General features: G+C 60.8%; 26 protein-coding genes and 2 tRNA genes. 13 read left to right on the top strand and 15 right to left on the bottom strand.

Features of this window, described 5'->3' with window-relative positions; translation table 11 throughout:
- Positions 1-60: 60 nt before the first annotated feature.
- A complete protein-coding gene (locus PQR40_RS06730) occupies positions 61-450 on the bottom strand; it encodes an RT0821/Lpp0805 family surface protein (protein ID WP_408228591.1) in 390 nt (129 codons plus the stop codon).
- A 269-nt stretch (positions 451-719) separates the two neighbouring features.
- Between PQR40_RS06730 and PQR40_RS06725 the strand changes: the two genes are divergently transcribed.
- Entirely contained in the window at positions 720-959 is a 240-nt protein-coding gene (locus PQR40_RS06725; RefSeq protein ID WP_408228588.1) for a hypothetical protein, read from the top strand.
- Between the two features lie 53 nt (positions 960-1,012).
- On the opposite strand, the gene PQR40_RS06720 is transcribed toward PQR40_RS06725, so the two are convergent.
- On the bottom strand, positions 1,013-2,506 hold the full coding sequence (locus PQR40_RS06720) for a cytochrome c peroxidase (RefSeq protein ID WP_408508650.1): 1,494 nt from the start codon (positions 2,504-2,506) through the stop codon (positions 1,013-1,015).
- 215 nt (positions 2,507-2,721) lie between these two features.
- On the opposite strand from PQR40_RS06720, the gene PQR40_RS06715 reads away from it, so the two are divergent.
- Positions 2,722-4,302, top strand: a complete 1,581-nt coding sequence (locus tag PQR40_RS06715; RefSeq protein WP_408508649.1) for an acid phosphatase — start codon at positions 2,722-2,724, stop codon at positions 4,300-4,302.
- A gap of 340 nt (positions 4,303-4,642) precedes the next feature.
- Positions 4,643-5,026 carry a DUF427 domain-containing protein gene (locus PQR40_RS06710; protein WP_408508648.1) on the top strand — a complete coding sequence of 128 codons (384 nt, stop codon included), beginning with the start codon at positions 4,643-4,645 and terminating at the stop codon, positions 5,024-5,026.
- 58 nt (positions 5,027-5,084) lie between these two features.
- Here PQR40_RS06710 and PQR40_RS06705 read toward each other — a convergent pair.
- A tRNA-Arg gene (locus PQR40_RS06705) sits at positions 5,085-5,158 on the bottom strand.
- A gap of 311 nt (positions 5,159-5,469) precedes the next feature.
- Positions 5,470-6,300: an undecaprenyl-diphosphate phosphatase gene (locus tag PQR40_RS06700; protein ID WP_408222093.1), complete on the bottom strand. Its 831-nt coding sequence runs from the start codon at positions 6,298-6,300 to the stop codon at positions 5,470-5,472.
- 677 nt (positions 6,301-6,977) lie between these two features.
- Here PQR40_RS06700 and PQR40_RS06695 point away from each other — a divergent pair.
- The 3 genes from PQR40_RS06695 (at position 6,978) to PQR40_RS06685 (ending at position 9,290) form a co-directional block, all read left to right on the top strand.
- The gene (locus PQR40_RS06695; protein ID WP_408508647.1) at positions 6,978-7,886 is read left to right on the top strand and encodes an aldose epimerase family protein; all 909 of its coding nucleotides are present in this window, start codon (positions 6,978-6,980) and stop codon (positions 7,884-7,886) included.
- A gap of 183 nt (positions 7,887-8,069) precedes the next feature.
- Positions 8,070-8,795 carry a peptidoglycan DD-metalloendopeptidase family protein gene (locus PQR40_RS06690; RefSeq protein ID WP_408222097.1) on the top strand — a complete coding sequence of 242 codons (726 nt, stop codon included), beginning with the start codon at positions 8,070-8,072 and terminating at the stop codon, positions 8,793-8,795.
- 168 nt (positions 8,796-8,963) lie between these two features.
- Positions 8,964-9,290 (top strand): hypothetical protein, encoded by a 327-nt coding sequence (locus tag PQR40_RS06685; protein ID WP_408222099.1) that lies wholly within the window; start codon positions 8,964-8,966, stop codon positions 9,288-9,290.
- Positions 9,291-9,327: 37 nt separating this feature from the next.
- Here the strand turns inward: PQR40_RS06685 and PQR40_RS06680 are convergent, their stop codons facing one another.
- Positions 9,328-9,465: a hypothetical protein gene (locus tag PQR40_RS06680; protein WP_408205892.1), complete on the bottom strand. Its 138-nt coding sequence runs from the start codon at positions 9,463-9,465 to the stop codon at positions 9,328-9,330.
- Positions 9,466-10,139: 674 nt separating this feature from the next.
- A complete protein-coding gene (locus PQR40_RS06675) occupies positions 10,140-10,880 on the bottom strand; it encodes a pentapeptide repeat-containing protein (protein WP_408334058.1) in 741 nt (246 codons plus the stop codon).
- Between the two features lie 108 nt (positions 10,881-10,988).
- Between PQR40_RS06675 and PQR40_RS06670 the strand changes: the two genes are divergently transcribed.
- A complete protein-coding gene (locus tag PQR40_RS06670; protein ID WP_408222103.1) occupies positions 10,989-11,297 on the top strand; it encodes a DUF2288 domain-containing protein in 309 nt (102 codons plus the stop codon).
- A complete protein-coding gene (locus tag PQR40_RS06665) occupies positions 11,270-12,676 on the top strand; it encodes an MATE family efflux transporter (RefSeq protein ID WP_408508646.1) in 1,407 nt (468 codons plus the stop codon). The genes PQR40_RS06670 and PQR40_RS06665 overlap by 28 nt, the downstream gene beginning before the upstream one ends.
- Before the next feature lie 257 nt (positions 12,677-12,933).
- On the opposite strand, the gene PQR40_RS06660 is transcribed toward PQR40_RS06665, so the two are convergent.
- Positions 12,934-13,095: a hypothetical protein gene (locus tag PQR40_RS06660; RefSeq protein ID WP_408508645.1), complete on the bottom strand. Its 162-nt coding sequence runs from the start codon at positions 13,093-13,095 to the stop codon at positions 12,934-12,936.
- Positions 13,096-13,251: 156 nt separating this feature from the next.
- Between PQR40_RS06660 and PQR40_RS06655 the strand changes: the two genes are divergently transcribed.
- The 3 genes from PQR40_RS06655 (at position 13,252) to PQR40_RS06645 (ending at position 13,960) form a co-directional block, all read left to right on the top strand.
- Positions 13,252-13,425, top strand: coding sequence for a hypothetical protein (locus PQR40_RS06655; RefSeq protein WP_201070012.1), 174 nt, complete (start codon positions 13,252-13,254; stop codon positions 13,423-13,425).
- 161 nt (positions 13,426-13,586) lie between these two features.
- Positions 13,587-13,663 (top strand) — tRNA-Pro (locus tag PQR40_RS06650).
- Between the two features lie 138 nt (positions 13,664-13,801).
- Complete coding sequence (locus PQR40_RS06645) at positions 13,802-13,960, top strand: hypothetical protein (RefSeq protein WP_408508644.1); 159 nt, start codon at positions 13,802-13,804, stop codon at positions 13,958-13,960.
- A 27-nt stretch (positions 13,961-13,987) separates the two neighbouring features.
- Here the strand turns inward: PQR40_RS06645 and PQR40_RS06640 are convergent, their stop codons facing one another.
- The 7 genes from PQR40_RS06640 to PQR40_RS06610 all read right to left on the bottom strand — a co-directional run bounded on the left by PQR40_RS06640 (position 13,988) and on the right by PQR40_RS06610 (position 21,217).
- A complete protein-coding gene (locus PQR40_RS06640; RefSeq protein WP_408281602.1) occupies positions 13,988-14,293 on the bottom strand; it encodes a hypothetical protein in 306 nt (101 codons plus the stop codon).
- Between the two features lie 59 nt (positions 14,294-14,352).
- Entirely contained in the window at positions 14,353-15,225 is an 873-nt protein-coding gene (locus PQR40_RS06635) for a hypothetical protein (RefSeq protein WP_408508643.1), read from the bottom strand.
- A 530-nt stretch (positions 15,226-15,755) separates the two neighbouring features.
- Entirely contained in the window at positions 15,756-18,167 is a 2,412-nt protein-coding gene (locus tag PQR40_RS06630; RefSeq protein WP_408508642.1) for a phage/plasmid primase, P4 family, read from the bottom strand.
- A 506-nt stretch (positions 18,168-18,673) separates the two neighbouring features.
- A complete protein-coding gene (locus tag PQR40_RS06625; protein ID WP_408508641.1) occupies positions 18,674-18,895 on the bottom strand; it encodes a hypothetical protein in 222 nt (73 codons plus the stop codon).
- 8 nt (positions 18,896-18,903) lie between these two features.
- Complete coding sequence (locus PQR40_RS06620) at positions 18,904-19,131, bottom strand: helix-turn-helix domain-containing protein (protein WP_408508640.1); 228 nt, start codon at positions 19,129-19,131, stop codon at positions 18,904-18,906.
- 113 nt (positions 19,132-19,244) lie between these two features.
- On the bottom strand, positions 19,245-19,883 hold the full coding sequence (locus PQR40_RS06615) for a hypothetical protein (RefSeq protein ID WP_408508639.1): 639 nt from the start codon (positions 19,881-19,883) through the stop codon (positions 19,245-19,247).
- A complete protein-coding gene (locus PQR40_RS06610; RefSeq protein ID WP_408508638.1) occupies positions 19,880-21,217 on the bottom strand; it encodes a tyrosine-type recombinase/integrase in 1,338 nt (445 codons plus the stop codon). The genes PQR40_RS06615 and PQR40_RS06610 overlap by 4 nt, the downstream gene beginning before the upstream one ends.
- 568 nt (positions 21,218-21,785) lie before the next feature.
- On the opposite strand from PQR40_RS06610, the gene sixA reads away from it, so the two are divergent.
- Together sixA and PQR40_RS06600 are read left to right on the top strand one after the other, a co-directional pair.
- The gene (gene sixA, locus PQR40_RS06605; protein WP_408222108.1) at positions 21,786-22,244 is read left to right on the top strand and encodes a phosphohistidine phosphatase SixA; all 459 of its coding nucleotides are present in this window, start codon (positions 21,786-21,788) and stop codon (positions 22,242-22,244) included.
- 221 nt (positions 22,245-22,465) lie between these two features.
- Complete coding sequence (locus PQR40_RS06600; protein WP_408222110.1) at positions 22,466-23,278, top strand: GNAT family N-acetyltransferase; 813 nt, start codon at positions 22,466-22,468, stop codon at positions 23,276-23,278.
- Between the two features lie 107 nt (positions 23,279-23,385).
- On the opposite strand, the gene ppx is transcribed toward PQR40_RS06600, so the two are convergent.
- Positions 23,386-25,011 carry an exopolyphosphatase gene (ppx, locus tag PQR40_RS06595; RefSeq protein ID WP_408508637.1) on the bottom strand — a complete coding sequence of 542 codons (1,626 nt, stop codon included), beginning with the start codon at positions 25,009-25,011 and terminating at the stop codon, positions 23,386-23,388.
- Between the last annotated feature and the right edge of the window lie 126 nt (positions 25,012-25,137).

Here is a 25,137-nt window from a genome sequence, read left to right as displayed (position 1 = left end):
GCACGGCTTCAGGCTGCACCGACGGCAAGCCGGTGCCCGTTGTCATACCGGCCCGCATGCTCAGTGCTTTTTCTGCAACTGCCAGTTACCGCTGCCCTGTTTGCAGAACTGCGGACGCAGGCTCGTCGACTGCCCTTTCGCATTCAGTACGACGCCGACGTCGCGGCAGGTGCGCTCGCCGTCCTTCGCGGTGCTGGCGATGGTGATCGTCGCGTCGATCTTGACGCTGTTGCCGGTGCCTTCATTAACCCAGCTCGCGCTTTCGCCGTCCTGCTTGTCATTCAAGGCGGTGATCACGGCATTCTTGATCGAATCGACGTCGCGCTGCTTCATGTAGCTGATCGGCGTGTCGTTCAGAAAACCGAGGTTTGCCGCTTGCGCGCCGACGGCACCGGCAAGCAGTAGACCACCGACGGTCAGATGAAACAGGGCACGGGTTTGCATCGACATGAAGGGTTCTCCTCGAAGAGTAGTTCGGCGGTCTCGAGTGCGCTCGCGGCGGCTCGTGATCTGGACCCCAAAAGCATAGCATGCCGCCTGAAGTGACCGCCTCGAAGCGGCCTCGCAGCAGCCTGCAGCGTTCGATTCCCGCCTGGTCAGAACGAACGGCCAGGACGGCTGCGCGTCATTTTAGGACACGTCTCATATCTACTGATGAAACTTCTTCTTAAGATAGGTCTGTTGCGCTGCAGCGCTGATCAAGCTTCCAACGCCTTCTTATGGACATCTCGTTTGCCCTCGAAACCTTTGCCGCCGCGCTCGCGCTGTTTTGCGTCGCGCTCGTGCCGTTCGCCATCAGTCGCGATCCTGGTCTCGCGCGGCGCATCGTGCAAATGGATAGCCTCCCGCGCCCACGCTGGCCGAATCTGCTGACACGCGTCGGCATTGGGTGCGTCCTGATGTCGTTCGCGCTGCTACTGGTCGGCTGCTATTACATCCTTGCCGGCGCAGGCAGATGACTACGTCCGCTACACATACTGCCTGAACTGGCCGTACAGCCACCGCCCGTTGATCAATTCGCGGCCGTGCTTTTCCCAGCTTTATCTCCCGCCTTATATCCATCGGTGAGCGTATTCAAAAACGCCACGACGTCCTTGATTTCAGCCTCGTCGAGCGCCGGCTTGTCACCCGGTTTGCGATCGAACGGCGGCTCGGTATTCAGATTGGCCCAATAACGCTGCGGCAGATCGTCGAACTTCTGCACTTTGCCCTTCGAGACCGGATAGAACTTTTCCGGATTCGTGTCGCGCTGCGCATAAAAACGCACCGCCTGATCGAGCGAATGATAAATGCCGTTGTGGAAGAAACTCTTCTTCAACGCGACGTTGCGCAGCGTCGGCGTGCGGAAGATGCCGCAAAACTCAGCACGGCCCTTCAGATCGGTACGCTCCGGCCCGCATGCGCCAAGGTCGTAGAAATGCGGATCGCGATTCACCGCCAGCGCGCGGTTACGCGGCACGCCGATCGCGATCAGACCGAAGTCGCTGAACTGCGGCGGCGCGCCGTCCATGGTGCGCTGGCTGATATGGCAACTCGCACAATTGCCCTTCTTTTCGTCGTTGAAGACTTGCAGACCGCGTAGCTCCGCCTGGGTCAGGTGTGCTTTGCCCGCAAGATACGCGTCGTACTTGCTGGTGTAGGGATAAAAAAGTTCGGGCGTCTGCTCGAAGGTTTCCAGCGCTTGCAGCACGGCTTTGAAGGTGGCGTCGTCGCTATCGAAAATATGCTCGCCGAATGCGACGCGGAAAGCGTCGGCATACGGCGCGGCCTTCACCGCCGTCGTGACCTTCGCAGGTGTGCTGCCCATTTCGAACGACGACAGTAGCGGAATGCGCGCCTGGTCCGAACCGCGATCGACCCGGCCGTCCCACGTCAAGCCGCCGGTTGGCCCGGCATCCACGCTTTCATCGCCTTCGTCGTCCGACTCGTGATAGTGCTCGGCAAACGCCGGCACCGATTGCAGATATTTGAGCGTCGGCGCGGCGCGCATGCCGGTGCGGTGCATGTCGTTGCCGCCCAGTTGTACCGACAGCGAATTCGCCGGCGAAAAGCCGTGATCGGGACTGTGGCACGACGCGCACGCCAGCTTGCCCGAGCCGGACAGCGACGCGTCGAAGAACAACTGCTTGCCCAGCGCCGTCATCTGCCGCACGGATTCGTAGACTTGCGCACGGGTCTGGCCGGTTTCACGGGCGCTCACTCCAACGGTCGAGGTCGCCATACTCCCAGATGCAGACGACGCGTTCGCTTGAGACTCGACACCCGCGTTGCCACTGGCGCTCATATCCGCCCTGGCATTCACTTGCGCGTAGCCGCTTGCATCTGCCTTGCCGCCCGCCTGCGCCGTGCTCCCCGCAGCCGACGAGCCGGCATCGCACGCCGCCAAGGTCATGGTCATTGCCGCGAGCGCGAGCGTCAGCATGGCGCCAATACCTGCCGGCCCCGCGTGCCGCCGTGCCTGCGGCCGAACCGCCATTTTCCGAATCCCCGTGAGACCAAGCCGCATATGAATGATGTGAGTTTGCGATATTGAAGTCCGCGAGCGTATTTCATCGACATGTCGGCTAAATGACATGAAGCCGACAGAAATGACGAAACCAAAGCAATTCGTAATTAATTACATCTTTCTGTCAAATTCCTTCTCCAAACTTTCGTTCGCGGCCATCCGTGTAATCAATGCACGTGGCCCGTCCCCAACGCGAGAGAGAGAACACATACCAAATGAACAAAAAACTGATCTGCGCGACGCCTATCGCGATCGCAGCAGCGTTGAGTCTGTATGCGTGCGGCGGCGACAATGTCACCCAGCAGCCGGATATCACCTCGATCAAGACGGTCGTGGTGATCTACGCGGAGAATCGCAGCTTCGACAATCTGTACGGCAACTTCCCGGGCGCCAACGGTCTGCAGAACGTGACGGCGGCGGGTGCCACGCAGGTCGACCGCAACGGCACGGCGCTTGCAACATTGCCGCAAGTGTGGAACGGTCTGACGCAAACCGGCGTGACGCCCGTGGTGACGCAGGCGATGACGGCCAATCTGCCGAACAGCCCGTTCGCCATCGACGACCCGAAGGGTTTCAACACGCCGATCACGGCCACCACGCGCGATCTGTATCACCGCTTCTATGAAAACCAGATGCAGATCAATGGCGGCAAGAACGACAAGTTCGCCGCGTGGGCGGATTCCGGCGGCCTCGTGATGGGTCACTACACGCTTAATGCCGACAAGCTGCCGTTGTGGAAGATCGCCCAGCAATACACGCTGGCCGACAACTTCTTCATGGGCGCGTTCGGCGGCTCGTTCCTGAATCACCAGTGGCTGGTTTGCGCGTGCACGCCGACTTATCCGAATGCGGACAAGAGCCCGGCCGCGGCCTCGATCTCTTCGGTTGAAAGCGACGGTGTCACGCTGAAGCTTGCGACCAACTCGCCGGCTTCGGCGTTGAGCGGACCGCCGAAATATGTGCTTTCGGGCAACCTGACGCCAGACTTCTACGCGATCAACACGATGCAGCCGCCGTATCAGCCGAGCGGCAACAAGGCGGCTTCGGGCGGCGACGCGAATCTCGCCGATCCGACCCAGGCCACCACGCTGCCGGCCCAGACGCAACAGCATATCGGCGATCTGCTGAACAACGCGAAGGTGTCGTGGGCGTGGTACGGCGGCGCGTGGGGCGCGGCAGTGTCGGCGGCGCAAACCGGCACGTCGAACGTGATCTACGGCGCGAATCTGACGGCGCCGAACTTCCAGCCGCATCACCAGCCGTTCAACTACTTCGCCGATCTCGCACCGGGCTCCGCGAACCGTTCGCAGCATCTGCTCGACGGCGGTCTGGCAGGCTCCGAGTTCATCAAGGCGATCGATACCGGCACACTGCCGCAAGTGTCGTTCTACAAACCGCAGGGAAACCTGAACGAGCACGCGGGTTACACCGACGTCGCTTCAGGTGACCAGCACATTGCCGACCTGATCTCGCATCTGCAAAAAAGCCCACAGTGGAACAACATGCTGGTGGTCGTGACGTACGACGAAAACGGCGGCTTCTGGGACCACGTGGCGCCGCCGAAGGCCGATCGTTGGGGTCCGGGCACGCGGATTCCGGCGCTGATCATCTCGCCGTATGCGAAGAAGGGTTTCGTCGATCACACGCAGTACGACACGACGTCGATTCTGCGCTTCATCACGCACCGCTTTTCGCTGCCGACGCTGCCAGGCATCGCCACGCGCGATGCTGCGCTGGTCAGCAATGGCAGCAAGCCGATGGGCGACCTGACGGCCGCGCTGAACATCAAGCAGTAAGCACTCGGCAATGCCTTCAGCGATGAGCGGACGGCAACAAACGCTCATCAAGTGACGCGCAACGCTAACCGGTCCGCGATCTGTCGACCAGGAATATCAGTAAGCAACAGTCCGCCTGATGGCGGGACTTTGACGGGGCAGCTTCGGCTGCCCTTTTTTGTGTTCGTCGCACGCGCTAACCGGCGATGCACGACACTCGTGAAAGACGCAAGCGGCGACACACTACGTTTTCATGACCGGCGTATGCTTCGACGCAGGGCGCGATCATTCCCGCCGATGGCGGCTCGAAACCCTTAGCGACGTATTGCAGGTTTGCCCACTCATCCAGGAGTTCGACAGCATGACTGAAAAAATCATCAAGGTCCCCGGTCCCGATCATCCGATCACGGTCGAACCGGACACAGCCCGTGTGGTGGTCAAGGTAGCCGGCCGCGTGATCGCGGATACACGCAATGCGCTCGTGCTTCGTGAGGCTTCGTATCCGCCGGTGTATTACATTCCGCGCAATGACGTCGAGATGACGCTGCTGGAGCGCACCGATCACGCGACCTACTGCCCGTACAAGGGCGAATGCGCGTACTACAGCATTCCGATTGGCGGCGAGCGGACAGTGAACGCGGTCTGGACCTACGAGTCGCCCTACGCAGCGGTGAAAGAGATCGCTCAGCATCTGGCGTTCTATCCGAACCGGGTCGATTCCATCGACGTGCAGCCGGCAGGGTAAACGGCCAGGCGCGCATCGCAGCTGTGGGGCTTCGATGCGCGGCGCGAGGCATTTGAAGTACGGCAGGAGGGACTCGAACCCCCCACCCTCGGCTTAGAAGGCCGATGCTCTATCCAGCTGAGCTACTGCCGTATTGACGTGAGGCGATGCGACACGACGAACGTGTACAGCATGCATCGCCCGCAATGAGATCCCATATCGGGCATTGGAACCTGTGCAATATCGCTGCCACAGGGTTCGCGGGATACCGAAATTCTAACTGACCGGGCCGGGGCTTGGAAATCTGATCCGCCGCGCGGCAACGCCGATCTGCAGTCAACCCACCTTGCCACAAAACAAAACGGGCCCGACAGGTTGAGTCGGGCCCGGATTATAACCGATCACTTCTTACCCGCCACCGCCCGTCAGCAATTAGCAGGCAGTAGCAGGCATATCGAACGCAATCAGACCGGCTGCGGATGCAACATAAACCAGCCGAGGAACAGGATTCCCGCGATCACGCAGTACACGCCGAATGAAGCCAGACGTCCGCGGCCTTCGAAATAGCGCATCAGAAAACGCACGCTGAGATAAGCGGCGATTGCAGTCAGCACGCCGCCGAGCAATGCATCGGCGAGTTGGCCGGGCGCATGGAACAGTTTCGGCAATTCGAGCACGCCGGCCGCGAAGATGATCGGCGTGCCGAGCAGGAACGAAAACTCCGCGGCCTTCTCAGTCGTGAGACCGGCCGCATTGCCGGCGATCATCGTCAGACCGCTGCGCGAAAAGCCCGGAATCAATGCGCCGATCTGCGCGAGGCCGACGAAAAACGCCTGGCGGAAGGTCAGCTTCTCCGGCGGCTGATGCGCGCGCGAGCGCTGCAGACGATCGCCGAACCACAGCAACACGCCGTTCACGATCAACGCAATCGCAACGATGCGCAGATCGTGAAAAATTCGCTCGAGCCGTTTTTCAAGGATCAGCCCGACGAGACCCGCTGGAATCGTGCCGATGATGAGCGCCCACATCATGTGCGCATCGTCGTTGCGACGGCCGCCGAACGAAGCGAAGAAGCCGCGCACCAGCGCACACCAGCGCTTGCGGAAGTACCACAGCAGCGCGAACGCTGTACCGAGGTGCAATGCGACGAGGAACGGCAGCAACTGCGGTGCATGCTTGTCGATATGCATACCGAACAATGCGGGCACGAGCAGCGTATGGCCGAGACTGCTGACCGGGAAGAGTTCGGTGACGCCTTGCAGCACGCTCAGGAAAATCAGAAACGACAGGTTCACGCGGCGGTCCTTGTAAGGAAAATGTCGGGGAACAGCGCGCCGCAATAGAAAATACACGGCGCGTCAAAAGCGCACCGATTATGCCTGGCTGCAAAGTCAGCGCCAAGCGTTTGAACCGCATTTGGGGAAATATTGATGCGCTGCGTCACAACTGGAAACCGTTGTTACGCCGCAGAAAAAGAAACAGAGCGCCGTCGGCGGCTGCCCTGCCATCCTGATTGAGGATTCGGTGCGCTGGATGCGCGAGGCTCATGCCAGGTCCGCGTTGACGGCCCAGCAGATGGTGAAGCAGATGACTGGATTAACGCTCGAGCTTGTAGAAGAAGTAGACCGTGCTCACCCCGAACATGCCGAACAGCACCACACCCATTGCCATTGCGAGATCCATAAAGCCTCCTGAGCCGATCTCGCCCGGTCTTTGAAGTGACCGGGCAGTCCGTGGATTATCGGTAAAGATAGTGCTTCTCCGACACCCGCAATTTCCCCAGAAGGGTTTCCCCGTAGCGCAAAGCAGCGCAAAATCGTTCTCTCGCGAGTTGTCATGCGGCGCGTTCAACCGTTCTCAACCCGCGTTCGAGCCACGCTCGACCCGCACGTAGCTCGTATCTGAATCACATTCTCACGCTCGAATTCACATTCAACCCGCATTCAAACCCTTACCAACCAGCCCATCGACCATGCCCCTCTCCCCGCAACAGGACATTCTCGAGATCGCCCAGGACACCTCCGTGCTCCGTATCGCGCCGCAAGCCGGTGGCCGTCTTCTGTCGTGGACGATCGACGGCGAAGAGGTGATTCATTGGCCCGAGAACGCCGACTGGAGCCAGCCCGCCAGGATCCGCGGCGGCAACCCGCTGCTGTTTCCGTTTCTCGGCCGGCATCGCGTCGACGGCAAAATCGGCTACTGGCGTGACGCACAGGGCACGGTGCGCGAATTGCCGATGCATGGTTTTGCGCGCGACCTGCCCTTCGAAGCCCACGCCGATGTGCACGGCGCCGGCCTGCGCATGACCCTCACCGACAGCGACGCGACACGCGTCGGCTATCCGTTCGGCTTCCGTTTCGAAGCGGCATACCGGCTCGTCGATACGCATACGCTGGAAGTCACGCTGAGCACCACCAATACGGGCGACACACGGCTGCCTTACTACGCCGGTCATCACTTCTATTTCACGCTGCCGCACACGCAGCGCGCCGAAACCTCGCTGGAACTGCCACGCACCGAACGGTGCTATCAGCAGGACGACGGCTCGATCAGCGCGGCCGAGCCAGGCGCGGCGCGCTACACGCTCGACGAGGCGCGTATTCACGATCGCTTCCATTGTCTCGTCGGTGCGCCGGACCAACCCGTACGCCTCGTCGCGCCCGGTCTTAACCGGCTCATCACGATCGACCTGCAACGGCCAGACTCGGTGCCCTGGTACGCGGTGACGACATGGACCGAGGCCGCTGACTCGGACTTCTACTGCGTCGAACCATGGCTGGGTCTGCCGGACGCGATTCACAACGGCATGGGATTGCGTTGGCTCGAACCGGGGCAAACCGAGACGGCTGCGCTGCGTATCGGTGTCAGCAAGCTGCGCTGATTGCGGGTTCCCCGCTCATCGCGACGTGATGGATTACGCGGCTTTTCGCCGCGTTCCCGTCGTTCGTATCCTCCTCTGCGTCCGTTTTTCGGATGCTGCAGCGCAAAACCGTTAGAATCGGACGCTTTGCATCTACCTGCCACGTGATCGGGATCGGCGCGTGGCAGCGCTTTGCGAGGTCCAATGCTTAACCCAACAAGAATGATGAAACGGCTCGCCTGCGCGTCTTTGCTGGCGGTGCTTGCCGCCTGCGGGTCCGCTCCGGTGGGCCCAGGCTTTTACCGCGTCGAACGGGGCGATACGCTATCGAAAATCGCGCGCAGCAACCGGGCGTCGGTGCAAAGCATCGTGCGCTGGAACAATCTGACCAACCCTGACAGCATCGAGGTCGGGCAGGTGCTGCGCGTCACGCCGCCAGGTAATGGCGCTGCGGGCGGGTCCGCAAGTGGCGCAATACGCAGCAGCGGCTCAGGAAGCGCGAGCGCTTCGGCCGCGCCGCGTTCGGCTCCGGCCGATAGCGCGCCGACGTCCGCGCCGGCTTCGACGATCTCGCTGGTGTGGCCGGCTGACGGCACGGTGATCCGGCGCTTCGACGGCTCCAATTCGAAGGGTGTCGATATTTCCGCGGCGGCGGGCACCCCGGTGGTCGCCGCCGCGCCCGGCACAGTGGTCTACGCGGGTAACGGCTTGCGCGGTTACGGCAACCTGCTGATCATCAAGCACAATGCCGATTACCTGACTGCCTACGCACACAACCGCGTGCTGCTCGTGAAAGAAGGTCAGTCGGTCGCCCGCGGTGAAAAGATCGCCGAAATGGGCGACACCGACACCGATCGCGTCATGCTGCACTTCGAACTGCGTTATCAGGGCCGCTCAATCGACCCATCGCGGGCGCTGCCGCCGCGCTAGCGGTCTTCCGAGAGTGAGTTGGGCCGTTGCTTCTGCGCCCGCTTCCTGCGGTCAGGCACGCGCCCTGCAAGTGCAGTCGAGGGAACCGGGCGTGCTATAAAACGCTCAATCCTATGCATGACGTGGCCTCGCGCCACGTCTTCCCCCGTCATCTGTAAGGAATCTGCAATGAAGAGCGCAATTGCGTCCGTCGCGACGGCCGCGGCGATCGGCCTCGGCCTGCTTACGCTCGGCAGCCTCAGCGGCTGCTCGAGCACCACTACGATGACTTACCTGCCGAGCGGCGACACGGGCTTTGCCATCAATTGCAGCGGCAGTGACGCCAGCTCCAGTTGGGCCGAGTGCTACAAGCGCGCCGGCGAAGTCTGCGGCAACTATGGCTACGACGTCGTTTCGAAGGACGTCGACAACGGCGCCACCTCGGGCGGCTCGGTCGGTGGGATTTTCGGTGCGAATGTGAAGAACCGGTCGATGGTGATTCGCTGCAAGCAGTGAAGGTAACGTAGCAATGCAAGGCACAGCGCGGCTCGAATTAGCGGCGGCGCCAGCGTCCGGAGCGCGGATCGACACGTGCGGCGAAGGCGAACAGCACGCGGAGCGCAATCGGCCAGATGCCGAGGAAAATGATCAACCAGGTCATGACCGGCGGTAAGAAAAAGTAACTTTTCATGATCCGCGCCACGTGTGAAACCGCAATGACTCAGGATGGAATCGGCAATGACCGGGCAGAAAAAAAGCCCGGCACGAGGCCGGGCTAACGGGGGTTCGGCGCATATCGGCAAAGGACCGGTTCACCATGCGCCAGAACTGAATCTAACAACCCGCTTTTACAAGCGCAATCTATTAATTGTGCAGATAATGTGACGCGGCGCACGGAATCCGCATTACGTGAAGGAAAATACCGGGAATAAGCGGGGTAATTATCTTATCTGCTCCGGACGACACACCATGGAAACGGCGAGCCCATAATCCCATGAGCCGCTCACAAGACCTTATGAATCAAACATCTACCGCGCGCCACCGAAAAAGACTGACAAAAGCCCTCTGGCGGATTTCCGCTAGCCGCGCCCGGTATGATTTTGACGCTTTACGCATTGCGAACCTTTAGTGCGCCAACGCACCATATCGACGCATTAGCAGATAATGAGCGACGCGCATAGGCAACGTGTTTCCTCGCAACAAATTCGCGAATGGCGAATACATTAAAAATCTTCAAATCAACCGACAAATTGCGAAGTCGAAAATCGGCTGTTTTTAATTAATCGATAAATCGGATGATAAGCAGATGCAGCCATTCGTTCAAACTGGCCGAATGGTTAAAAATCGGCCAGCTAGAAAACACGATCACATGACTCGCAACCCGAGTTCGGTCACGAGCACCGCCGCCTGCTGATGCGAAATCGTCGCGCCTTTGAAAAGCGCCGCATCGACGAGCCGCACGCCGCTCAAATCAGCCTCGCGCAGGTCCGCGCCGTCAAAGCGCGCGCCTTTCAGATGCGCATCCTTCAGACTGCCGCCATCGAAAATCGCCTCGCGGAAGTCGACCCCGGCCAGATCGGCATCGGAGAAATCGAGTTGCTGGAGCGTGGCCTTACGAAACGACAGACCGCGCAAATGCGCGCCCACCAGCAAGGTTTCGACGAAGCTTAAACCGAGCGACGTGCATGCTTCGAAATTGGCGCCGGTCAGCTTGCAGCTGTGAAATGACGCCGAGGCAAGCTTGGCGCGCCGCCAACTGGTGTTGTTCAGATCGCTCGACTGAAACGCCGCGTCGACCAGATCAGCCGACGCGAAATCCGCCTCGCGGCCGCGACAACGGACCCAGCGGGTATGCGACAACGTCGCGCCGAAAAACGAGGTTTCAACGATCGTGCAACGATGAAATTCGGCGCCGCGCAGATCGAGTCGCGATAGATCGGCGCCTTCGAAATCGCAGTCGGTGAAGTGCAGCGGTTCTTTATTGCCCGCCTTGTTTGCCGCACCATTCGCCGCAAGGAGGCGCTCCAGGTCCGTGCGCGCGAGGGTAGCTCCGGTTACCACATGAGCTTGCGCGCCTGTTGCCGGCGCCGTTGAATCCAGTGACATGAAGGTTCAGAATGAATTTCGAAAGACACTAAGCGTACCGGAACGCGCCCCGCCCTGGCGGTCCGCGCCAATGGTTTATAGTAACGGCCCCGTCAGAACCCGCTTACGATGACTTCCAACGACGCCACTCATAGCCCGCTGTACGCCAAGCTGCTCGCCGAAACCGCCAAAATCGGCTGGGCCGAACTCGAACGCTTTTTCGCCCGCGGTATTTTGCTGCGCGTCGCGCGCGACATCGATCTGGTGAGCGTCGCCGAGGCCATCGCCAGCGACGACACCACGCAGGTCACGCAATGGCTGTCTTCCGGCCTCGTCGAACGCGTGCAGGCGGAAACCGCCGCCGATTTCGCCGAACGCGATCCGGATCTGTGGGCGGTGGTCGTCTCGCCATGGGTGTGCGTGCAGGAACGCAATTGAGCGGCAACGCGGACGCGCCGAAAGGCGTACCCGTGAGGGGCGGCGCGGCCGCGACAACGGCGGCCGGTCCTGTGCGCTGGCACCGCCGGGTGCTCACGCTGGCGTTTCCAATTGTCCTCGCCAATCTCACACAACCGATTCTCGGCGCGGTCGACACCGCCGTCGCCGGCCATCTGGACGGTGCTTCCTATCTCGGTGGCGTGGCGCTCGGCGGCCTGTTCTTCAATTTCGTGTTCTGGGGCTTCGGCTTCCTGCGCATGGGCACCACGGGCCTCGTCGCGCAAGCGCACGGCGCGGGGGATCGCGCGGAGCTGCGCAACAACGTCGTACGCGCGCTGTTGCTCGCGGCGGCGATCGGCGCAGCGGTGCTTCTGCTGCAAGTGCCGCTGATCGGCTACGCGTTGCGCTTGATCGGCGGCAGCGACGCGGTACAGCACAACGCGCAGATCTACTGCCACGCACGCATCTGGGCCGCGCCGCTCGCGCTCGGCAACTACGTAGTGCTCGGCTGGCTGCTCGGTACGCAGAAGGTGCGGCTCGCGCTGCTCTCACAAGTGTTCATCAACGGCGTGAACATCGCGGCGGTGCTGCTGTATGTGTACGTATTCGATTGGGGCGTGGCCGGAATCGGCGCGGCCACGGCCACCGCCGACGCACTCGGCTTCGTGCTCGGCGCCGCGTTGTTGTGGCATGGCAGGCCGCGCGATTTGCCCGCGCTGAACCGCGCCGCCCTCTTCGACGCAACCGCGCTGAAGCGTCTGGTGGTGCTGAATCGCGATATCTTCGTGCGCACGCTCTGTCTGCTGTCGTCGTTCGGCTGGTTCGCGCATCTCGGCGCGAGGCAAGGCGACGCCACGCTTGCCGCCAACGCGCTGCTGCTCAATTTTCAGACCTTCATGGCCTACGGACTCGACGGTTTCGCGCACGCTGCCGAGGCGCTGGTTGGGGCGGCGATCGGCGCGCGCGACCGGCATGCTTTCGCGCAGGCCATCAAGGTGACGGCACTGTGGTCCGCGCTCGGCGCGCTGGGCTTCTCGCTGGTGTACTGGGGTGCGGGCTCGTGGATCATCGAAGGTCTGACCAATCAGGCCGCTGTGCGCGCCACGGCCGAGACTTACCTGCCGTGGGCCGCGCTCTTGCCGGTGATTTCCGTGTGGGGTTTTCTGCTCGACGGCGTGTTTATCGGCGCCACTCGCACGCATGAGCTGATGACGTCGATGGTAGTGTCATTTGCGGTGTTCATCGCGGCGTCGTGGGCCTTGCTGGCGCTGTACGGCAATCATGGCTTGTGGGCCGCGATGCTGATCTTCATGGCCGCTCGCGGTGTCACGCTCGCGCGCTTTTTGCCGGGCGTCGTGCGTGGCATGGCGGGCGCCTAGCCCTTGTTCGGCATCCATGCGCCGTGTGTTTTTGTCTTACGAACGCGCGCGGCTTGCAGCGCCGCACATGAACGACGCGCTATGCGCTCATCCCCGCAACGCCACATGCAGTTACGGCTTGAAACAAGCGCACACATATCACGCGTGCACCTCGTCCTAGAATAAACGCAGCCCGCGCTTTCCGCGCAAACAGTCTGCGCGGGTCAGAAGGCCCGGCGTGCCCGCGCCGGGCCTTCGCTTTCATTCCCGGCAAGCGGTCAAAGCGTGGGCGCGATGACGGGCGGCCGGTCGTCGGTGGGCACGCCATGGTAATCGACGGGATCTTTCGGCGGCGGACCGCCATGATGCCCGGAAGGGTCGTTGGCACAGCCGGCGAGCCCGGCAGCCAGCATCAACGCAATCAACAAAACGCAGTTCATAGACTCTCGAGACAGAATGACAATAACGGCAACAAAGCGCCGAGAGTCTACCTGCAATTCGTATTTGACGACGTCGCGCCTGGCAGTCTCCCTCCTCCCATTTTGTTACGCGTGACCTACTATAAAGGCATGACTGCGTGTCATAGGAGGACTGCCATGGACGCTGAATCGATCGCAGGTCTGATCGGACTTGCAATAGGTCTGCTCGTGCTGCTCGCCCTGTCGATTTTCGAATCGAGAACCTACAAGCGCGAACACGACGGCGAAGGCATGCTGCATCACTGGGTCACACACCAGCACATGCCACACTGGATGCGTCGCCGGCACTGAGGGGATAAACCGGCCGCGCGTGCGCTTGTGCACATCCCGAACGAACGCACACCGCGGCGCAACTTTTTGCGGCCCGCTACCGGCGCCCGAGACCTTTTTTCACCCCGACGCAATTCGTGATTGACTCTGGCACCCAATGCCACGTAGAATCTCGGATTCGTCGGAGCGTAGCGCAGCCTGGTAGCGCATCTGATTTGGGATCAGAGGGTCGAAGGTTCGAATCCTTTCGCTCCGACCAGTACCAGCAAGGGTTTGCGGCTTTCGGGTCGCAAGCCCTTTTTCTTTGGGGTAACACAGGGGTAACTTGCCCATCGCTTGCCGCTCTCCGGCCGCCCGTCCATAATCGAACGCACAACGCAGTGCGACGGGGGCGAAAATGATTGGTCTCGGATGGGGTTTACTGGCACTTCTGGTATCCGGCATCGCCGGGTTCGCCTATCTCGCTATAAACGGCCATCTGTTCTATGGCGCGCTGCTGCTCGGCTTGGTCGCCTTCATCGGACATCGCGTGCTGGATCGCTTCGAGCATCGCTAAGAGCGGCATTGCGCCGCCCCTGTCTCCCTATCGAACGCCGTAAAACATCCACCCTTGCACGTTGGTGTGATAGTTCGTCTGCGCGCCGCTGTACGTCCACGAAATTGTGCTTCCCGAGATAGTGAATGTCGGAAGCGCCGTGTCGCCGGAGATATGGTACAGAACGCCCTCCTGCTGAAACGACACGAACGGCTCGCCCTGAGTCAGATTCGGATCGTAGATGCTCCCGGCAGTCCCGTCGATATGAAGTGAGCCCAGCACACGCGACAGGCGCGATGTGAAGTCCACCGTGAGTCGCCCCTGCCCGTCGAAGCACTGCATTCCTGCTGGCATTGCATCCCCCTTGATCGCTCGATAGTGAATGAGGCGGCGCAAGGCCGCCCCGGCTCTCATCAGTTAATCCGCCGTCCGTCTGCCGCAAACGCACCCGCATGCATATAACGTCGCTCACGCGGATCAGTCGGCTCGCTCTCGATCACACGCGGCCCTTGCGGTACGGTGCGCGCGAAGTGTGTGGAACCAGTCGGAATAGCTCCCGGATCGAATGGCTTGGAAACGTCCAGTCCTGCCGCAGCAAGACGTTCTAGCTCCACGTCACGGCGGCGCAAGGCGGAAGTGCCTCTTTCAAAGTGCCGCGCAAGGTCCGAGAACGCGCTGCCCTTGAACATCTCTTCCATCCTTCCCGCTGTCTCGCTCTGCGAATCGCCGCGTCGCTGTAGCCGGTCCGCCACCATCTCATCGGTCGCCGCAGCAAGCGCCGCGTGGCAGGCGTATCGCATCGCTCCCTCTGCCAGAAGCCGCTCCTGTTCAGCAATAACGCGCTTGATCGCCCCCACCTTCGCATTGATCTCCGTGACCTCCGCAGCATGGCGAGCACGCGCCGCTTCACGCTTCTCCTCGAACGCAGGCTCGGCCTCCTTCGCTGCCTCAAGTTGCTCCTGATATGCGGCAAGGTCGCTCTCAGCCTGGCTGATTGCCTTGTCGAGCTTCGTCGTGTTCGGCTTGCGGCCGTCCGCGTGTGCCGCACCGATCTCAACAGTCCGTGCCGCGCTAAGGTCACGCATCACACCTTCAAGCCGCTCGCGCTCCTCGGCGGGAATGGGTGCAGGTGTCGCGTCTGCGAGTGCCTTCGTGAGCGCGGCCTTGGCCTTTCTGCTGCGTTCGGCCAGTGCGCCGATCTCACTACGCCGCTTCGCCACAGTCGTATTCACGCTGCCCCGCAGTGCGTCCAGTTCGTCAAATGTCATCGTCGTGCTGTCTTTCATGCTGCTCTCCGTTATGGCCGCAATGCGACCGTTGATAAACCAATCCGCGATTCGGAAGTAACTTCTATCGCGCCGTCCGTTAGTGCCTCAGTTCGGAAGTACTTCCAGCACACAGTTCGTTGCTGCCGCATTTCGGAAGTAACTTCCAACGCCGCTTACTTCGTTGGTTCCGCAGTGCCGCAGTGCCTTGAGGTCTCACTAAGTGCAGAGGAGTCCTATTAGGTATGAGCGGGTCCCATCTGGCGGTTTTGACTACAGGGCGAGGGCGCAGAGCCCCGCTGCCGCACAATTTCTCAGTCGCGCTATACCACCTTTGTTCGATATATGTCGAACATCCGCCACCCCCATCGCGCTATTGGAAGTACTTCCAACGTGCATTTCTCAGTTCAAGGGCGATGAAAGGGCTGAAAAACAGTGATTAGGGGCAGGTAGGGGCAGCTTTTAAGGCATTTCCAACTTTCTCTCTCACGCGCGCAAATGGGATAGTTTTTAGAAAAGGGCAAAAAGCTGCCCCTACCTGCCCCTATCGCTCACAGGTCATCTGCCTCGTCCGCGAATCCCCTGTCGCTCTTTACCCTCAATTCCAGCCCGCCGAAGTAACGGATGCCCATGACTTTCAATCGGGCAAAGTTACGGTCCTCCATCTGGCGCACAAAAACTACCTGCGAGGGGGCTCTCACGCCTTGACTGTCTAGAAAGCCGCGATAGCTCTGATATGCATCCTGTCGCGACAGACGCCGATTCGAGCCGACATCGCAACGATCCTCAATCCATGACCGCAGCAGGTCCGTATCGGCCCGGTATTCGGCTGTCTCTGCCGCGATGACATCCGGAATGCGTAAGCGGCTGTGCTGCCACTCGATACAGCCATCCAACATCCATCGGAGAATCCCATCTCGCTCCGTGTCGAGAATCCTTCTGTCGAGGTCAGGCACGCGCTCGCTTTCAGCGAATTGCCGCTTGAACGGGATCAGGACAATTCGCCGCCACATGCCATCCCCCGCATCGAGAATGCCCGGTTTGTGATTGCCACGAATCCATAGTGCGTGCGTCGGCATGAAGTCGAACGCCTCGCCGTAAAGCTGCCGCGCGGCAATGCGTTCTCGGGAGGCGATATCCTTCAGCCGCTGGTCGTCCCATACGTCGGCCGATCCGATCTCGTTGGCGAGTGCCAACCGCGCGCCGGGAAGCTTCGCCTTGTACCGATCCCCCTCGCTTCCATCCTTCCGAGAAAGCAACTCGGACCCGACCGTGACGGCATATTCTCCGAACACGCCTGCAATGACGTTTGCGAACACGCTCTTCCCATTCGCACCGTGACCGTACATAAAGAAGACTTTCTCTTCGTCCACCAGCCCGGTAAGGGTGTAGCCAAGTGCCCGCTGTATGAAGTCGATGACATCGCGGTCACCGCTGAAAATAGTCGTGAGGAACGTCTCCCACTGCGGGCACTCGGCATGCCGGTCGAAAGATGCTGCTACCTGCTTCGTAATCAGCATCTTCGGGTCGGCCGCCAGCAGCGTGCCTTTTCGAAGGTCAACAACACCATTGCGTACACCCAGCAGCATCGGGTCCGCGTCGAGTTCGCCGGGGTGCGCGATCTGCATGCCCGGCTCGGGGGCCGCCATCGAAACCATCGAGTGAATGCGGCGCTCCGTGTTGTGAACCGTGACCGCCTGCCGAAACTTCTGTTTTGCTTCGTCACTTGGGCTGAGTCTCGCTTCCACCATCGCCTCTTTAACAAGTTGCTCTGCGATTCGTTTAGCGAGTTGCACCGGCTCCCCGACGTTGCACCACACCCAGCGAAACTCATCCCATCGAAGCCACTTCTTGAGCGCGCCGCAAAACAGCAGCAGACCGCGATAGGCCGCCGCGAATCGTCGCCCATTGGAGATGTCGCCGCCAGTGTCGAGACCGTCCGCGCTTCCGGAAGTTACTTCCACCTGCTCAACCCATCCACGCTCTTTCGCGAGATGGAAGATGGTCGCGATGGTGACGCCGCCCGGTCTGCTCGTGAAGCCATTCCACGTCCGCTCCTGGTCGCTGCCATCGTATTTAGGCGACGCTTGCGCCCACTCGTCCCATAGCTCGCGTCCATCTTCGCCAAAGTCTCCTTCGAGCGCCGCGCCAACTTTGAGCCATGTCTCCCGATCATCGGCCGGTATCGCCTTCAGTGCGCTCGCTACCCTCTCAAGGTCGCGCTCTGCGGCTTCGTTGCGCCACATATTTAGCGCACGCGTCATCTCGGGCATATCGTCTTCGAGGTCATCGGATACGGCGGCTTGCACTACCTTCAACCTCGGACCCTTGGCGCACCACTCGGGCAAGTCATCGAGCATGCACCGCCCGTCGATACCCTTGCCATCTGCCCATGCATAACGCTTGCCGGACGCATGACGGGAGGGCGGGAGAACAACGTATTTGTCTCCCCGCTGAAGGTCGATGCCGTCTGCCAGCTTGGCGGGAAGGTGAGCGTCTGCGGGAGCGCGGAAGTAGAGATGCTTACCGCCGCCGCCCGTCAATGCCTCCATCTCTGCTGCTATCGGACCATGCTCGTGCTGTAGCTGCACAAAGCTCTCATTGCCGCCGTTGCGCGGGTCGATGTCGATGACTGCCATACCGGACTTGCCAACGTGACACGCGATGTTTGCGTGCGGGTGTTTGCGGAACCATTGGCGGATAGTGTCGGCATCGCGCGTCGCTTTGTGTTGCCAGTCTTCGATAAGCGGATGCTTGCCGGGTGTACGGCATTTCGCACCTTTGCCACATGTGCATTCGCCATCGCTCCCGATAGAGTTGACCGGAAACACAGACAGCCCCTCGGCGGCGTACAGCAAAGCCGCTTGAACCATCGTGCTATCCTGCCTACTCATCATCGTCGTATCTTTGGGCCGCCCTGCCTGTCCCTCGGCGGCCCGTTCTTTTTGTGCGGTCTCATTCATCTGTTAGCCCCCGGATGCTCTCAACGCCTTGATTAATCGCGATACGTCTGTTCGTCTGTAACGCACCATGCGGCCGAACTGGATGCACTCTATAGGCGGCTCTCGAAGTAACTTCCACTTCTGCACTGGCGCAACGGTCACTCTCGCCGCGTCAAGGAGACGCTGTGCCTCGCTCTCCGTCACTAACGAAGGATCGGACATGCTGGCATTACGCTTTCTGCGACATCGCTTGCACTCGCACCCCTCGATATGTCCCTCGCGTGGAATGCGAATGCGCTTTTTCGGGTCGAAGGCATCAGGCATTTTTGCCCCCTGCCGCTCTGTATGTTTCGAGGGAGAAATCGGGATCAATGTGGCCGTTCATGAGATCGCGCACCATACGCTTACCGTGCCGCCACTTACTGCCGCTTCTCTTTCTCAAGCCGCGCTTTCTGAGGCATCGCTTACACTCGCATGAATCACGATGCTCTTTGCGCAGAGCGCGAATACTTTTTGGGTGGAAATCGTCACGCATTCTTGCTCTCCCTCGCCTTGGCGCATTCGCGAGCTAAATCCTCGGGATCAATGCGGGCGTTCAGGAAACCTTGATGCCTCAACGTGACGCTGATAGTACGAGCCAGCGCATGAACATCGATCTCTCTATCTCCGATGTCCGTCACGGCTCGGCGCGCGAAGTCGCCAACGAGTATCTGCTTCTGTTCGGGGGTGAATGCTCGAATAGCCATCATCGCCTCCGTTACAGGTCGGAGACGAGATTGGACGAGAGAAACGCCTCGATATCGGCGCGTCGATAGCGGACCAAGCGGCCCAGCTTCACATAGGGGAGAGGCTGACGCTTGCCAACGCGCCAGTTAGAGAGGGTGTACGGTGAGACGCCGAGAATCTCGGCGGCCTGCTCAGGCGTCAGGTTCGCGGACAGTCCAGTCGATTGCGGCGCTGCGGGTGCATTCGTTTTGGTTTTCATGGCTCCATACCTCATCAAGGTTCTCCGCTGTGCGAGACACTCTCGCGTTGCGGTACAGGGCTCATTAAACCGATAGTCACTTCAAGAAAACAGATGAAAGGGTTTTACCCCTTTTACGCCTTGCCTCGCGGCCGTCCTCCCCCTTTCATCCACGCTGGGCGCGCCTCCTTATCGATGCTCCTCGCGCGCCCCCCTCTCAACTCAGGGAAGGTTTTCAGCAAGAGTGCCTGAACGGCTTTGCTCTTCGTGTCGTCAGTCCACGTATCCCTATCATCGCAATCAACTGAGGCATATATCTGCTCCTTTACCCATCCCACGTACCATGCGATATCGCGCTCCTCCCTCGGGGTGTTGGTGGGATTGAAGAGTTTCTGCATCGCGGGCTCAATCTCAGGCGGCGGCAGGAAGGCATGCATCGCCGGGTCGCGATATGCAGCATCAAGCCATTCCGGCGTAAGACCGCGCGCAATCGCCCACTCGATCCACTCACGCGGATTGCCCGTCTTTACCTGCCCAAATTTCAAAGCTTCATCTGTAAGCACGCGCCATTGGCCTAGCGCCGCCAGAATGTTGTCTGCGTTGCGAGTATTTCCGTTCGACCAGCCACCCGGCAGAAATCCGAATGTATGCCCTTCCTGCTCATCGTGTTCGTGCCAGTCAGGGTCAACTCCGGCGAGGCGGTACGCTGCCCGCTCGCTATCCCAGCATGCCTCTTTGAGACAGTCGCTCTCGAACTCGTATGCGTCGCTCATTGCTGGCTCCGTCGTTTGAAGGGAAGCACGTCCCCGGCATCGCCCACCGCCGCCATCATCGCGGAAGTGGCACGCCCTACGCTCTCTCGAACAGGATCAAGGTTCAGCCGTGCATAGATCGCCGTGGCAGTCACCGTGCGATGGTTCAGGCTCTTGCCGATCACTGCGAGGCTCGCCCCTGCCGCCGCCTGCCAGCTTCCAAGGGTGCGCCGCAGATCGTGGATGCGCAGATCGGGAATGCGCGCGCCATCCGTCCGAATCTTCAGCTTCTCTGCCTGCTCCCGCGCTCGCGTCAGACTGCGCGCAATGGCTTCGCCGTCTTTTCCTTCGAACGCTTCGCCCGCCGCCTCAATGCGCGTGATTAGCTGGCTCAGTTCGTCCCGGTCAAAGATGCGCCGCCATCCGCTTTTCGGCTCAACGATATGGCCGCGCTTGCCTTCGCCGGGGAACACGAATTCCGAATCCGTCGCCTCGCGCCGGTAAGCAAGGATTTGCAGCGCTTCGGGCGATAGCGCTACAGTCTGCGGATCGTCGTTCTTCGTCCGCTCAATCCGCCACTCCGCGCGCTCCATCGACACGTCAGCCCATCTCATGCCCGCCACATTGCTGCGGCGTGCGCCGGTCAGCAGCGCGAGGAGAAAGAAATCCCGCATGGTTTCGTTCGGCTCTTCGGCAAGCGAGGCGAAAAATCGCGGCAGTTCGTCGGACTGGATGAACCGCTCACGCGAGCGCTCCTTGTTGCGCTTGATGCCGGTCGCCGGGTTCGCCTCGGCGTACTCCCATTCAATCGCTTTCCCGAACACGCTAGAAATGAGCGCGAGGACGCGATTAGCCGTCGTGGCGTGCCCGCCCTTGGTGATCTCTTCGTGAATCGCCCGGATATCGCGCCGCTCAACCTTTGATAGTTTTTTGCGACCAATCGGCGCGGCCAGATAGTCCTCGAACCGTTGCACGTCCTCGCGCCATGTCCGCTTGTTCGCCTGGCCGTGACGGCGGGTGTACTCCTCGAACATTTGCGCAAACGTCAGTTCGCCCTTGATCGCCCGGCGCACTTCAGCAGGATTGTCGCCACTCGCCACGGTCGAAAGCACGTCTGTTGCTTTCCGTCGCGCCTGCTCAACGGTCAGATCGGGGAACCGGCCCAGCGTGAAGCGTTCCAGCTTGCCGCCCTTGATCCGTTTCAGCACGCAGAAGGATTTAACGCCGGTCGGAGTGACGCGCAGCAGCAGGCCATTGACGCTCGCCCGGCCGCCGCCGTCCGCATACTCGGCGCGCGTTGCTGGGGTCGGCAGTGCGCCGATGCTTTCCTTCGTGAAGTTGATTGTTTGAGCCATGCTCGCCTCGCTGGGGTAACGCCGGGGTAACTCAGGGGTAACTTTTTCGCGGTTTTTTGCGGTTTACTCAAGTTTCCCCAAGTGCGTCACTTTACCACGAAAGGCTTTATAGGACTGCATTCCAGTGTTTACAAATGTCAGAAGGTTTGATTAAGACTTAGGATTTGGGATCAGAGGGTCGAAGGTTCGAATCCTTTCGCTCCGACCACGAAAAAGCAATACGAAACCCGCGTCGCCTTCGGCTTCGCGGGTTTTTGCTTTTTGGGCGGCAGGCGCTCGGGGGTCCGCGCGGACTGATGCAAACTCAGGCCTATGGCGCGATGGGTTTCATACAGATCACGTGCTGACTCGATGAAAACCACGTAAAAGCCGCGTGAAAATTGCGCGAGCGCTCAATACGTTTCGCCTCGACATATACACCAACCCACATACCAACGTGTACCGGCATAATCCGACGCTTATACCATCCGCCCGCGCCGCCGCCTTGCGTCCTAACGAACCCGCATGCGACAGTGATTGAAAACCCGGCGCTGCTGTCTACGCCGCAACCAGAGTCAAGGAGACACGCATGAATCTGATCCTCTGGCGTCACGCCGAAGCTGAAGAATTCGCCGCCAGCGATCTCGCCCGCGCGCTCACCACGCGAGGCCGCAAACAGGCCCAAAACGTCGCCAAGTGGCTGCGCACCCGCCTGCCCGACGACGCAGTGATCCTCGCGAGCCCCGCAGTGCGCACCATTCAGACCGCCGAGACCTTGAGCGACCAGTATCGCGTGGTGCGCGAACTCGCGCCCAACGCCAGCGCGGACGATGTGCTCAAGGCCGCCGGTTGGTCAGCAGGCATCGCACAGACCGTGGTGATCGTCGGCCATCAACCGACGCTCGGCCACGTTGCGGCGCGTCTGCTTGGCAACAGCGAAGCAAGTTGGCCGCTCAAGAAAGCCGGCCTATGGTGGATCGAAAGCCGTGAACGCCATGGTGACGACCAGGCCGTGCTGCGCGCGGCAATGACCCCCGATCTGATCTGAACCGGCTACGCGGCCTGGCGAGCAAAGCAGCCGCAGGGCCCGCAAGTCGCAACGGTCGCGCAGAAACAACACACGGGCCGCCCCGGCCCACGACATTACAAGCCGCGCGCACGCAGCTTACGGGCCGTCATCCAATCGTCATGGCTTTGCCATGCGAGCGTCACCAGGCGTTACTACATTGGCGAAAAAAGAAATCTCCCTTTTTTCGACCAGGACGCCACATGCGAGAACTGCCGACGCCCACCCTGCCCCTGGCTTCGATCTTCGAAACGCGTCGCCTGCCGCGCGCCGAAGAGACGGTCACCGCCCAGCATCGCCTGCAAGTTACGTGGGCACGCACCGACGAGGAACTGCGCGAGGCCCAGCGTCTGCGCTACCGTGTATTCGCTGATGAAATGGGTGCTCGTCTGACTGGCCCAGCCGGCCTCGACGTCGATTCGTTCGATTCATACTGCGATCACGTGCTGGTGCGCGATCTCGACACGCTGAAGGTGGTCGGCACATATCGCGCGCTGCCGCCCCACCAGGCCGCCCGTATCGGACGCCTGTATGCCGAAAGCGAATTCGACGTGTCGCGTCTCACGCATCTGCGCGCGAAGATGGTCGAAGTGGGCCGTTCGTGCGTGCACCCGGACTATCGCAGCGGCTCGGTGATCATGTCGCTGTGGGCAGGGCTCGCCGCATACATGAAGCATAACGGCTACGAGACGATGCTCGGCTGCGCGAGCGTCGCGATGGTCGACGGCGGCCACTATGCGGCGAATCTTTACTGCTCGCTGCGCGACAACGCGCTGACGACGCCGGAATATCGCGCGTTCCCGCACACGCCGCTGCCGGTCGAAGAACTGCAAACCGGTGCCGACGTCGCACCGCCGCCGCTGGTCAAGGGTTACCTGCGCCTCGGCGCGAAGATTTGCGGCGCACCGGCCTGGGATCCTGACTTCAATACGGCGGACTTTCTGACGCTGTTGCGTCTGACGGATATCAACGCGCGTTACGCACGGCACTTCCTCGGCGACGCATCGCCGCGCTAAGCGGCACGGCACGGCGCGCAAACCGGCCGGCTAATTCGGTTGACGACAAGGCGCATAAAAAAAGCCCGGCCATTCCGCCGGGCTTTTTCATTTACACAGCATGACGCTCAATCGTCGGTGTAGACCACGCGATAAGGGATGCCAACCTTCTCCCACTCCGCTGCCTCCTGGGTCAAGCTGTAGTCGGTCAAGGGATTGTTAGCCACCCACTCGTTCGGCAAACGCACTTCATAACCGCCGTTGACCTGCGCGACCGCGATACCCGGCAAGCCGACATCCGCACGTCGGCGGCACAAAAGCGCCGCGAGCCGCAGACAGAACAACAACGGCCATTCCACTTCGCGCGTTTGCGACAGCTTGCCGAGTTTCCCCGCGTGGCCGAGCACCAGTGCGGCGAGCCGCGCCTGGTCGGTGCGCGAAAAACCCGGCATGTCGGCGTTGCTGGCGATATAGGCCGAATGCTTGTGATAGGCGCTGTGGGAAATCGACAGCCCGATTTCATGCAAGGCCGCAGCCCAGCCGAGGAACATGTGGTTCTCGACGCGACGCTCCTGATCCGGCTCGGCAAACTGGTCGTAAAAGCGCACCGCGAGTTCACCGATACGCCCCGCCTGCGCGCGATCCACGCCATAACGGCGCATGAAGCCCTCCACCGTCACCGTGCGCATATCCTCGTGCTGCGAACGGCCCAGCAAGTCGTAGAGCACTCCGAGGCGCAGCGCGCCGTCTGTTGTATCGACGTAATCGACACCGAGTTCGTCGAACACCGCGATCATGATCGACAACCCGCCGGCCAGCACCGGAATGCGATCGCCCTTCAACGCGACCAGCTTCAGACGATTGACGTTTTCCGCCTTGATCAGCGCGCGCTTGAGGCGCTCCAGCCCGCCGCGCGAGATGCCGTGCGTAATGCCCGGATCGTTGAAGCCATTTGCCTCGACCAGTTCGGCGAGCGCCCGCGCGGTGCCGGACGAGCCGATGGCCTGTTCCCAACCGGTTTTCTTGTATTCGGCGGAAATGATCTGAATTTCGCGGCCCGCGGCGAGTTCGGCCTGCCGCATCGTGTATTCGTCGACATTGCCCGCCGGGAAGAATGCGCGGCTATGGCTCACGCAGCCGATATACAGGCTCTCCATCTTGATGGGCGTGTAGTGCGAACCGATGATGAATTCCGTCGAGCCACCGCCGATGTCCACCACGAGGCGCTTGCCCGCGCTCGCAGGCACGGAGTGGGCAGCCCCGGCATAAATCAGACGGGCTTCTTCACGCCCGGCGATCACTTCGATTGGAAAGCCCAGCGCGGCTTGCGCCTCACCGAGGAACTCGCTCGCGTTCTTGGCGATACGCAGCGTGTTGGTGGCAACGGCACGAACGTGATCGGGATGAAAGTCGCGCAGCCGCTCGCCAAAGCGCTTGAGCGCGTCCCAGCCGCGCACCTGCGAGGCGCGATCCAGCATCTTGTCGCGCGACAGACCGGCGGCAAGACGCACCGACTCGCGCAATGCGTCGACCTGATAGATCTGGCTGCCCGCGTCGGTTTCCTCGACCCGGCCCACGATCAGCCGGAAGCTATTCGAGCCAAGGTCGACGGCAGCAAGGAGTTGTGGCGTATTGACCATCGGGTAAGCGGACTCCATGCGCGCGTGCGCGGCGGCGTTGGATGCAGAGGGTGCCGGGTGCCCACCGGGTATCTTGGGCGCCTTATGGCCGGCCGCGCTGTTCAAAGACGCCATTTTAAGCGTACCGGACCTCACGATGTCGCCTCGCAGTAATGGGGGTGCCCTATGGTCCCATATGCACTGCGTCATAATGACGACACGCAACGAATACGGCGTAGAATTTATAACATTGAGAATGTC

Origin of the sequence: Paraburkholderia sediminicola (assembly GCF_046026855.1) — a bacterium.
Lineage (GTDB): Bacteria > Pseudomonadota > Gammaproteobacteria > Burkholderiales > Burkholderiaceae > Paraburkholderia > Paraburkholderia sediminicola_A.
This window is presented reverse-complemented; position numbering and strand designations above follow the sequence as displayed.

Excerpts from the sequence above, each read along its gene's own strand:
- PQR40_RS06730 (WP_408228591.1), bottom strand. The coding sequence starts at position 450 with ATGTCGATGCAAACCCGTGCCCTGTTTCATCTGACCGTCGGTGGTCTA.
- PQR40_RS06725 (WP_408228588.1), top strand. The coding sequence starts at position 720 with ATGGACATCTCGTTTGCCCTCGAAACCTTTGCCGCCGCGCTCGCGCTG.
- PQR40_RS06720 (WP_408508650.1), bottom strand. The coding sequence starts at position 2,506 with ATGCGGCTTGGTCTCACGGGGATTCGGAAAATGGCGGTTCGGCCGCAG.
- PQR40_RS06715 (WP_408508649.1), top strand. The coding sequence starts at position 2,722 with ATGAACAAAAAACTGATCTGCGCGACGCCTATCGCGATCGCAGCAGCG.
- PQR40_RS06710 (WP_408508648.1), top strand. The coding sequence starts at position 4,643 with ATGACTGAAAAAATCATCAAGGTCCCCGGTCCCGATCATCCGATCACG.
- PQR40_RS06695 (WP_408508647.1), top strand. The coding sequence starts at position 6,978 with ATGCCCCTCTCCCCGCAACAGGACATTCTCGAGATCGCCCAGGACACC.
- PQR40_RS06690 (WP_408222097.1), top strand. The coding sequence starts at position 8,070 with ATGCTTAACCCAACAAGAATGATGAAACGGCTCGCCTGCGCGTCTTTG.
- PQR40_RS06685 (WP_408222099.1), top strand. The coding sequence starts at position 8,964 with ATGAAGAGCGCAATTGCGTCCGTCGCGACGGCCGCGGCGATCGGCCTC.
- PQR40_RS06680 (WP_408205892.1), bottom strand. The coding sequence starts at position 9,465 with ATGAAAAGTTACTTTTTCTTACCGCCGGTCATGACCTGGTTGATCATT.
- PQR40_RS06675 (WP_408334058.1), bottom strand. The coding sequence starts at position 10,880 with ATGTCACTGGATTCAACGGCGCCGGCAACAGGCGCGCAAGCTCATGTG.
- PQR40_RS06670 (WP_408222103.1), top strand. The coding sequence starts at position 10,989 with ATGACTTCCAACGACGCCACTCATAGCCCGCTGTACGCCAAGCTGCTC.
- PQR40_RS06665 (WP_408508646.1), top strand. The coding sequence starts at position 11,270 with ATGGGTGTGCGTGCAGGAACGCAATTGAGCGGCAACGCGGACGCGCCG.
- PQR40_RS06660 (WP_408508645.1), bottom strand. The coding sequence starts at position 13,095 with ATGAACTGCGTTTTGTTGATTGCGTTGATGCTGGCTGCCGGGCTCGCC.
- PQR40_RS06655 (WP_201070012.1), top strand. The coding sequence starts at position 13,252 with ATGGACGCTGAATCGATCGCAGGTCTGATCGGACTTGCAATAGGTCTG.
- PQR40_RS06645 (WP_408508644.1), top strand. The coding sequence starts at position 13,802 with ATGATTGGTCTCGGATGGGGTTTACTGGCACTTCTGGTATCCGGCATC.
- PQR40_RS06640 (WP_408281602.1), bottom strand. The coding sequence starts at position 14,293 with ATGCCAGCAGGAATGCAGTGCTTCGACGGGCAGGGGCGACTCACGGTG.
- PQR40_RS06635 (WP_408508643.1), bottom strand. The coding sequence starts at position 15,225 with ATGAAAGACAGCACGACGATGACATTTGACGAACTGGACGCACTGCGG.
- PQR40_RS06630 (WP_408508642.1), bottom strand. The coding sequence starts at position 18,167 with ATGAATGAGACCGCACAAAAAGAACGGGCCGCCGAGGGACAGGCAGGG.
- PQR40_RS06625 (WP_408508641.1), bottom strand. The coding sequence starts at position 18,895 with ATGATGGCTATTCGAGCATTCACCCCCGAACAGAAGCAGATACTCGTT.
- PQR40_RS06620 (WP_408508640.1), bottom strand. The coding sequence starts at position 19,131 with ATGAAAACCAAAACGAATGCACCCGCAGCGCCGCAATCGACTGGACTG.
- PQR40_RS06615 (WP_408508639.1), bottom strand. The coding sequence starts at position 19,883 with ATGAGCGACGCATACGAGTTCGAGAGCGACTGTCTCAAAGAGGCATGC.
- PQR40_RS06610 (WP_408508638.1), bottom strand. The coding sequence starts at position 21,217 with ATGGCTCAAACAATCAACTTCACGAAGGAAAGCATCGGCGCACTGCCG.
- sixA (WP_408222108.1), top strand. The coding sequence starts at position 21,786 with ATGAATCTGATCCTCTGGCGTCACGCCGAAGCTGAAGAATTCGCCGCC.
- PQR40_RS06600 (WP_408222110.1), top strand. The coding sequence starts at position 22,466 with ATGCGAGAACTGCCGACGCCCACCCTGCCCCTGGCTTCGATCTTCGAA.
- ppx (WP_408508637.1), bottom strand. The coding sequence starts at position 25,011 with ATGGCGTCTTTGAACAGCGCGGCCGGCCATAAGGCGCCCAAGATACCC.